5 protein-coding genes, 3 tRNA genes and 2 pseudogenes are annotated in these 7,676 nt (G+C 73.4%); 8 read left to right on the top strand and 2 right to left on the bottom strand.

The genetic code is table 11. The features are described 5' to 3' along the window. A pseudogene (locus V6U77_RS29265) lies at positions 1-591 on the bottom strand (hypothetical protein); the annotation flags it as partial. Between the two features lie 283 nt (positions 592-874). Between V6U77_RS29265 and V6U77_RS29260 the strand changes: the two are divergent. The 4 genes from V6U77_RS29260 (at position 875) to V6U77_RS29245 (ending at position 2,466) form a co-directional block, all read left to right on the top strand. Next, positions 875-1,678 carry a fumarylacetoacetate hydrolase family protein gene (locus V6U77_RS29260; RefSeq protein ID WP_334609976.1) on the top strand — a complete coding sequence of 268 codons (804 nt, stop codon included), beginning with the start codon at positions 875-877 and terminating at the stop codon, positions 1,676-1,678. Between the two features lie 108 nt (positions 1,679-1,786). Beyond that, positions 1,787-1,858, top strand: a tRNA-Gln gene (locus V6U77_RS29255). 134 nt (positions 1,859-1,992) lie between these two features. Beyond that, positions 1,993-2,065: transfer RNA gene (locus tag V6U77_RS29250), tRNA-Glu, on the top strand. A gap of 328 nt (positions 2,066-2,393) precedes the next feature. Then, positions 2,394-2,466 (top strand) — tRNA-Glu (locus tag V6U77_RS29245). A 411-nt stretch (positions 2,467-2,877) separates the two neighbouring features. Here V6U77_RS29245 and V6U77_RS29240 read toward each other — a convergent pair. After that, positions 2,878-3,564 carry an IclR family transcriptional regulator gene (locus tag V6U77_RS29240; RefSeq protein ID WP_013284529.1) on the bottom strand — a complete coding sequence of 229 codons (687 nt, stop codon included), beginning with the start codon at positions 3,562-3,564 and terminating at the stop codon, positions 2,878-2,880. 49 nt (positions 3,565-3,613) lie between these two features. On the opposite strand from V6U77_RS29240, the gene leuC reads away from it, so the two are divergent. The 4 genes and pseudogenes from leuC to V6U77_RS29220 form a co-directional block, all read left to right on the top strand. Continuing rightward, the gene (leuC, locus tag V6U77_RS29235; RefSeq protein ID WP_334609975.1) at positions 3,614-5,062 is read left to right on the top strand and encodes a 3-isopropylmalate dehydratase large subunit; all 1,449 of its coding nucleotides are present in this window, start codon (positions 3,614-3,616) and stop codon (positions 5,060-5,062) included. 12 nt (positions 5,063-5,074) lie between these two features. Then, positions 5,075-5,662: a 3-isopropylmalate dehydratase small subunit gene (gene leuD / locus V6U77_RS29230; protein WP_334609974.1), complete on the top strand. Its 588-nt coding sequence runs from the start codon at positions 5,075-5,077 to the stop codon at positions 5,660-5,662. Positions 5,663-5,834: 172 nt separating this feature from the next. Beyond that, complete coding sequence (locus V6U77_RS29225; RefSeq protein WP_334609977.1) at positions 5,835-6,551, top strand: HU family DNA-binding protein; 717 nt, start codon at positions 5,835-5,837, stop codon at positions 6,549-6,551. A gap of 133 nt (positions 6,552-6,684) precedes the next feature. Beyond that, positions 6,685-7,676: pseudogene (locus tag V6U77_RS29220) on the top strand (endonuclease/exonuclease/phosphatase family protein); the annotation flags it as partial.

Raw genomic sequence — 7,676 nt, 5'->3', positions numbered from 1 at the left:
CGGCGCCCGGCGCCACGGCGGCGCCTCCGCCCGCTCGGAGGCCGCGGCCGGCGCGCCCGCGTTCCAGGTCGCGGTCGCGCAGTCGTACGGCCGGCTGCCGTCGCGGGCGAAGGCGCAGGCCGGCGCGGTCAGCGGCCGGGCCGGGGCGGCCGTGGTGAGCGACGTGCCCAGGGTGGTGGTGCTGCGGGCGGGCAGCTTCAGCTGCCACGTCACCTCGGTGGCCGACTGCCCGGCGCTCCGGCTGGCCCGGCCCCCGTCGGTGATGGCGGTCGCCGAGGCCCCGGGCGGCAGCTCCTGCCGGACCGTGGTGTCCACCGGCGTACCTCCGCTGTTGCGGACCTGGATGCGGTAGCGCGGCGCCGGCGTGCTCTCCGGCACCACCGCGACCGTGACCGGCGGTTTCGCCACCGGTGGGGCGGCCCGGGTCGGGGTGGGCACCGCCGGCGGCGCCGACGGCATCGCCGGCTGCGGGGTCGGCGCGACCACCGGTGGTGGCGCGGCCGCCGCGGGCAGTGCCGGTACGGCGGCGAGAATGCCGAGGCAGTGTACGAACACTGCGAGGGCCCTGTGGTGTCGTGTCGATGCAGGCATACGAACGAACCTCCGGAGCCGACGCTAGGGGCGCGACGACGCCGGGCGGGTACGAAGTCGCGAACTCCGCCCCCGTGAGCGGCCGGTGGCGTAGGGTGCGCCCGTCCCGCCGGCGCGGTGCGCCCCTGCGGTCCCCGTGGTACCGCCCCTGCGGCCTCCGTGGTGCCGTGTCACCGGTCTCGTGGGTGTTCTCCCGGCTTCCCCGGGTGGGCCACCGACCGCCGGAGGCGCGCCTGACTGCGGCCTCGGCCGAGGCGCGGGCCGCCGGGGCTAGATTGGCCTGGTGCGTATCGCTCGTTTTGCTCATGCCAAGGGAATGTCGTTCGGGGTTGTCGAGGGCGAACCGGAGGCGGGCCCGCAGGGCCTGACGGTCGCCGAGATCGAGGGCCACCCGTTCGGCCAGCTCACCTTCAGCGGCGCCCGTTGGGCGCTGTCGGACGTCCGCCTGCTCTCGCCGATCCTGCCCAGCAAGGTCGTCTGCGTCGGCCGCAACTACGCCGAGCACGCCGCCGAGCACGGCAGCGAGGTGCCCAAGGGGCCGCTGCTCTTCCTCAAGCCGTCCACCTCCGTGATCGGGCCCCGCGACGCCATCCGGCTGCCGATCTTCTCCAAGCAGGTCGAGCACGAGGCCGAGCTGGCCGTGGTGATCGGCGCCCCGGGCGCCCGCCGGGCCGACCGGGCCGCCGCCGAACGGGCCATCTTCGGCTACACCTGCGCCAACGACGTCACCGCCCGGGACCTCCAGCGCTCCGACGGCCAGTGGACCCGCGCCAAGGGCTTCGACTCGTTCTGCCCGATCGGGCCGTGGATCACCACCGGGCTCGACGTCCGCGACCTGGAGATCCGCTGCGAGGTGGGCCGCAACCCCGAGGAGATGGAGGTCCGCCAGCTCGGCCGGACCCGCGACATGGTCTTCGACGTGCCGGCCCTGGTGTCGTACGTCTCGCACGTGATGACGCTGCTCCCCGGCGACGTGGTGCTCACCGGCACGCCCGCCGGGGTTAGTCCGCTCCTGGACGGGGATACGGTCACCGTGCGGATCGAGGGGATCGGGGACCTGACCAACCCGGTGGTACCCGTCGCCTGATCCGCGTCGAGGCCCTGTTTCCGCAGGTCACATGCGGTTTGTGGGGGCTCGATTTGGCCTGCGGGCACCGGGAGGGTAAAGTTCATTCCCGGCACCGCAAGGGGCCAATGGGGTATGGGGTAATTGGCAGCCCGACTGATTCTGGTTCAGTTAGTCTAGGTTCGAGTCCTGGTACCCCAGCGCAGTCGAGGTTCGGAAGAGCCTCGAGCGCTGGATCTCGTAGGAGACGGCTCCGATCCCCCTCGGGGGGTCGGGGTTCTCTCTGGTAGAGTCCAGCGGCACCGTTCGGCAGAGCGGTGCCGCAAGTAAGTTCTGGCCCCGTCGTCTAGCGGCCCAGGACGCCGCCCTCTCAAGGCGGTAGCGCCGGTTCGAATCCGGTCGGGGCTACATCTCGAACGGCCCGTTCCACTCCGGTGGAGCGGGCCGTTTCGCGTTCCCGTCCCCGCGCCGACGCCCTCTACCGGCGTTCCGGCCGCCCCGGTCGCTGGCGCCTGGTCCCGTCGACCCGTTGCGGTCCCGGCCGGTGTGCGGTTGCGGCCGATCCGGTTACCGGTTGCGCGGTCTCGGCCGACCCGGTCCCGGTCGCCCGGTCCTGGTCGTCGGTGTGGTGGCGTGCCGGGCCGCCCGCCCGGTCGCCCCGATTTCCGTCCTCCGAGGGGACGCCGCTAGACTACAGCCGCACCGCTCGCAAGGGCGGTGGAAGCAGTGAAGTCTTGGCCCCGTCGTCTAGCGGCCCAGGACGCCGCCCTCTCAAGGCGGTAGCGCCGGTTCGAATCCGGTCGGGGCTACATCTCGAACGGCCCGTCCCACCCCGGTGGAACGGGCCGTTTCGCGTCCCACCCCTCCCGCCACCCCGACTTCACGCGGTGATCATGAGGTTGGCGGCGAAGATGATCTCCCTCGCTCCCGCCAACCTCATGATCAGAGGCGCGAGCCGTCCGGGCCGAGCTGCTGGGGCGCCCCTGACCGTCCTGCCCCGCGTTGGCGCCGTGCCCGCCGTGGCGCTGTGAACGGCTCGATCAAGAAGATTTCGTCGAGATTCGGCGCCGGATCGGGCGCAAACCTCTTGATCACCCCGATCGGGGTGGGCTGGCGGGGTCGCGGCGGCCGCCGGGTGGCGCAGGCGGGTGGGCAGGGCAGGGCAGGGCAGGGCAAGGGCGGGGCAGGGCAGGGCAGGGCAAGGGCGGGGCAGGGGTGGGTCAGAGGCCGGAGAGGCGTTGGCCGGCCCGGACCACGGCCATCGCGTGGCGTTCGCCGGGCCGGCGGCCCAGGCGTTCGATGGGGCCGGAGATGCTGATCGCGGCGATGACCCGACCGGTGCGGTCGCGGATCGGCGCCGAGACGCTCGCCACACCGGCCTCCCGCTCGGCGACGCTCTGCGCCCAGCCCCGGCGGCGTACCTCGGCGAGGGTGCGGCCGGTGAACTTCGACCGGGGCAGCAGCGGCATCACGGCCTCGGGCGGCTCCCAGGCGAGCAGGATCTGCGCCGCGGAGCCCGCCGTCATCGGCAGCACCGAGCCCACCGGCACGGTGTCCCGCAGGCCGCTGGCCCGCTCCGCGGCGGCGACGCAGATGCGTTCGTCGGCGCGGCGTAGGTAGAGCTGGGCGCTTTCGCCCGTCGCGTCCCGCAGCGCCGCCAGCAGCGGCTCCGCCGCGGTCAGGAGCACGTCCGGCGCGGCGTTGGCGAGCTCACCCAGGCGCGGGCCGGGACGCCAGCGCCCCTGGGTGTCCCGGACCAGCATCCGGTGGATCTCCAGCGCCTGCGCCAGCCGGTGCGCGGTGGCCCGGGGCAGCTTGGTGCGTTCAACGAGTTCGGCCAGGCTGGCGCCGTCGACGCAGGCGGCCAGGATGACCACCGCCTTGTCGAGAACGCCGACACCGCTCATACTGTGTCCCACAAGCCGAAACTTACCTCCCAGAATTTAGGATGTCCAGATGGTGGGAGTCACTACTACCGAGTTGAGGACCCTGGCCGAGAAGGTCTGGGACGCGCACGTCGTACGGTCTGCCGAGGGCGAGCCCGATCTGCTCTTCATCGACCTGCACCTGCTGCACGAGGTGACGAGCCCGCAGGCCTTCGACGGGCTGCGCCTCGCCGGGCGCCGCGTACGCCGCACCGACCTCACGCTCGCGACGGAGGACCACAACACCCCGACGGGATACGCCGACCCGTCGTTCCAGCAGCGGCGCGGCGACCTGCTCACCATCGCCGACCCGACCTCGCGTACGCAGATCGAGACCCTGCGCCGCAACTGCGCCGAGTTCGGCGTGCGGCTGCACCCGCTGGGCGACGAGAACCAGGGCATCGTGCACGTCATCGGTCCGCAGCTCGGCGTCACCCAGCCGGGCATGACCATCGTCTGCGGCGACTCGCACACGGCCACCCACGGCGCGTTCGGCGCGCTCGCGTTCGGCATCGGCACGAGTGAGGTCGAGCACGTGCTGGCCACCCAGACCCTGCCGCAGAGCCGGCCGAAGACGATGGCGGTGAACGTCACGGGACAGCTCGCCCCCGGGGTGACCGCGAAGGACCTGGTGCTCGCGCTGATCACCCAGGTCGGCACGGGCGGCGGCCGCGGGCACGTCGTCGAGTACCGCGGCGAGGCGATCCGGTCGCTGTCCATGGAGGGGCGGATGACCATCGCCAACATGTCCATCGAGTGGGGCGCCAAGGCCGGCATGATCGCGCCGGACGAGACCACCTTCGCGTACCTGAAGGGGCGGCCGAACGCGCCGAAGGGCGCCGACTGGGACGCGGCCCTCGCCTGGTGGCGGACCCTGCCCACGGACGAGGGTGCGACCTTCGACGCCGAGGTGACCCTGGACGCCGGCGCGGTCACCCCGTTCGTCACCTGGGGCACCAACCCGGGGCAGGGCGCGCCGCTGGGCGCGGTGGTGCCGACGCCGGAGGAGTTCGTCACCGACGCCGAGCGGACCGCCGCCCGGCGCGCGCTGGAGTACATGGACCTGCGCCCCGGCACCCCGCTGCGGGACCTCGCGGTCGACGTGGTCTTCGTCGGCTCCTGCACCAACGGGCGGTTGGAGGACCTCCGGGCCGCCGCGGACGTGCTGCGCGGGCACCGGGTCGCCGACGGGGTGCGGATGCTGGTCGTGCCGGGCTCCGCCGCCGTGCGTGAGGCGGCCGAGGCGGAGGGGCTGGACAAGGTCTTCACCGGCGCCGGCGCCGAGTGGCGCTTCGCCGGCTGCTCGATGTGCCTGGGAATGAACCCGGACACGCTCTCGCCGGGTCAGCGCTCCGCCTCCACCTCCAACCGCAACTTCGAGGGCCGCCAGGGCCGGGGCGGACGCACCCACCTGGTCTCCCCGCCGGTCGCCGCCGCCACCGCCGTGGCGGGCCGGCTGGCCGCTCCCGCCGACCTGTAGAAGGGCACCCAGATGGAGAGGTTCACCACCCACACGGGCACCGCCGTGCCGCTGCGGCGCTCCAATGTGGACACCGATCAGATCATCCCGGCCGTGTACCTCAAGCGGGTGACCCGGACCGGTTTCGCGGACGGCTTGTTCAGCGCCTGGCGCGAGGACCCGGAATTCGTGCTCAACGATCCCGTCCATTCCGGTGCGTCGATTCTTGTGGCGGGTCCGGAGTTCGGCACCGGCTCCTCCCGGGAGCACGCCGTCTGGGCCCTGCGCGACTGGGGCTTCCGTGCCGTGATCTCGCCCCGCTTCGGTGACATCTTCCGCGGCAACGCCCTCAAGGAGGGTCTGCTCCCGGTCGAGCTGGAATTGAAGGCGGTCGAGGAGATCTGGGACCTCGTCGAGGCCGACCCGAACACCCCGGTCACCGTCGACCTGACCGCCCGCGAGGTGCGGGTCGGTGAGGCCACCTGGTCGTTCCCGATGGACGACTTCAGCCGCTGGCGGCTGCTGGAGGGCTTGGACGACATTGGACTCACCCTCCGCCACGAGGCGGAGATCAGTACCTACGAGACCACCCGACCGCCGTTCCTGCCCTCGGTCGCATAGCCGGACGCCCGATCCCACAGCGGTTTCCGCCCCCGTCGGTCTCACCGGCGGGGGCGAATCCGTTACGACACAAGGGCTTTTTTCCACCGAATGTTTGTGTCCCGGCAGCACAGGGCATACCGTGCGCGCAGAATGGCTCGCGTCGAGTCAGTTGCACAATCGGGAGGAAGTCGTGAACAAGGCCGAGCTCATCGAGGCGCTCGCCGTTCGCCTGGGGGACCGGAAGACGGCGACGGCCGCGCTCGACGCGGTCCTCGCTGAGGTCCAGGCGGCGGTCACCAAGGGCGAGAAGGTGGCGATCACCGGATTCGGAGCGTTCGAAAAGCGCGTCCGGGGCGCCCGAACAGCGCGCAACCCGCGGACCGGGGAGGCGGTGAAGGTCAAGAAGACATCCGTCCCGACCTTCCGGCCCGGCGCCGGATTCAAGGAAATGGTGGCCAGCGGCAAGGTGCCGAAGGCCACGGCGGCGGCGAAGAAGACCACGGCCGCCGCGGCCAAGACCACGGCGGCCGCCAAGACCACCGCGGCCGCCAAGACGACCGGGGCCAAGGCCACCGGCGCGAAGGCGACCGGGGCGAAGGCGGCCGGGGCCAAGGCGACGGGGGCGAAGGCGGCCGGGGCCAAGGCGACGGGGGCGAAGGCCACCACGGCGGCCAAGAAGGCACCCGCGGCGAAGGCGGCCAAGACCACCGCGGCGAAGAAGACCGCGACCGCCAAGGCCGCCCCGGCGAAGAAGACCGCCGCGGCGACGAAGGCCCCGGCGACGAAGACCACGGCGGCGAAGGCCACGGCGGCGAAGAAGACCGCCGCGACGGCGAGCAAGAGCGCGGCGGCGAAGAAGGCGCCGGCGAAGAAGAGCACGGCCAAGAAGGCCGCGACCAAACGCTGAGTCGAGCGGTACGGCGAAGGGCGTCCACCGACGGTGGGCGCCCTTCCTCGTGTCCGCCCCCGACCGTTGACCGCGACCGTGCCCCGCCCGCAGAATCGCCGCACCCCTTCCGGTCGGCGAAAGGCAGCCCCCCGTGCGCTACCGCCACCTCACCACCGTCACCCTCGCCCTCGGCGTCGTGCTCCTGGTCGACGTGCTGCGTGTCTTCCTGCCGGCGGTCATCACCATCTTCGGGCAGGCCGCCTCGACCCCCGCCGAACTGCTCGGAGCGTTCGCGTTCGGCTGGTTCCTGCTCGCACTGGCCGCGCCCGCGCTGGTCCGTCGGGTCGGCGCCCGCCCCGTCACGCTCGTCGCCGCCGTGCTGCTCGCCGGCGCGCGCCTCGTCGTCAACGGCCAGCCCGGCGGGCGGACCCAGCTCTGGCTCGCCACGGCCGGGTTGCTCGCCGGGCTGGTCTGGCTCGCCGGTACCGCTGCCACCACCGACCGCCCCGTACCGGGGCTGGCGCTCGGGTTGACGGTGGGCGCCGTCGTGCACACCGCGCTGGACACGTACCGCTCGGCGTTCTTCGGGGACTGGCCGGCGTGGCTCGCGGCCGTCGCCGTGGCGGGGCTCTTCCTGGCGGGCCAGTTCCTGGCGGGGCGGGCACGGCCCGCACCACCGGCCGCGACGGGCGGCGTACGGAGCTGGCTGCTGGTCGGGCCGGCGCTGCTGCTCGCCGGCATGGTGGCGCTCTCCCCGGCGGTCGCCCGGACGGCGACGTCGTACCAGTTCGGGCTGCTGCGCTCGGATCCCGCCGACGACGTGGGGGTGGCCACGGTCCCGCTGTTCGGCCCCGCCCCGCTCGCCGTGGCGGTCGGCGCCTTCCTGTTCGCGGCGTTGGCGTCGCCGCGCCCGGGGGGCCGGCGGTGGCTCGGGCCGGTGGCGCTGGTCGGTGGGGCCGTCCTCGTCGCCCTCGAACGCGGGGAGCTGCTGCTGCCGGCCGTCCTGCTCACCGCCGTCGGCCTCGGCGCGTGCCTGGCCTCGGCCGGCGCGGCCGACGGACGAGGCGGGGGCGACGCCGACGACTCGGCGGGGCCGGCGGCGGACCGCGCCGACGACGCGGCGGCGCCGGCCAAGTCGGGGGC

It is taken from the genome of Micromonospora sp. CPCC 205546, assembly GCF_036902715.1.
Lineage (GTDB): Bacteria > Actinomycetota > Actinomycetes > Mycobacteriales > Micromonosporaceae > Micromonospora.
The sequence above is the reverse complement of the archived record's forward strand: the minus strand, read 5'-3'. Positions and strand labels throughout refer to the sequence as shown.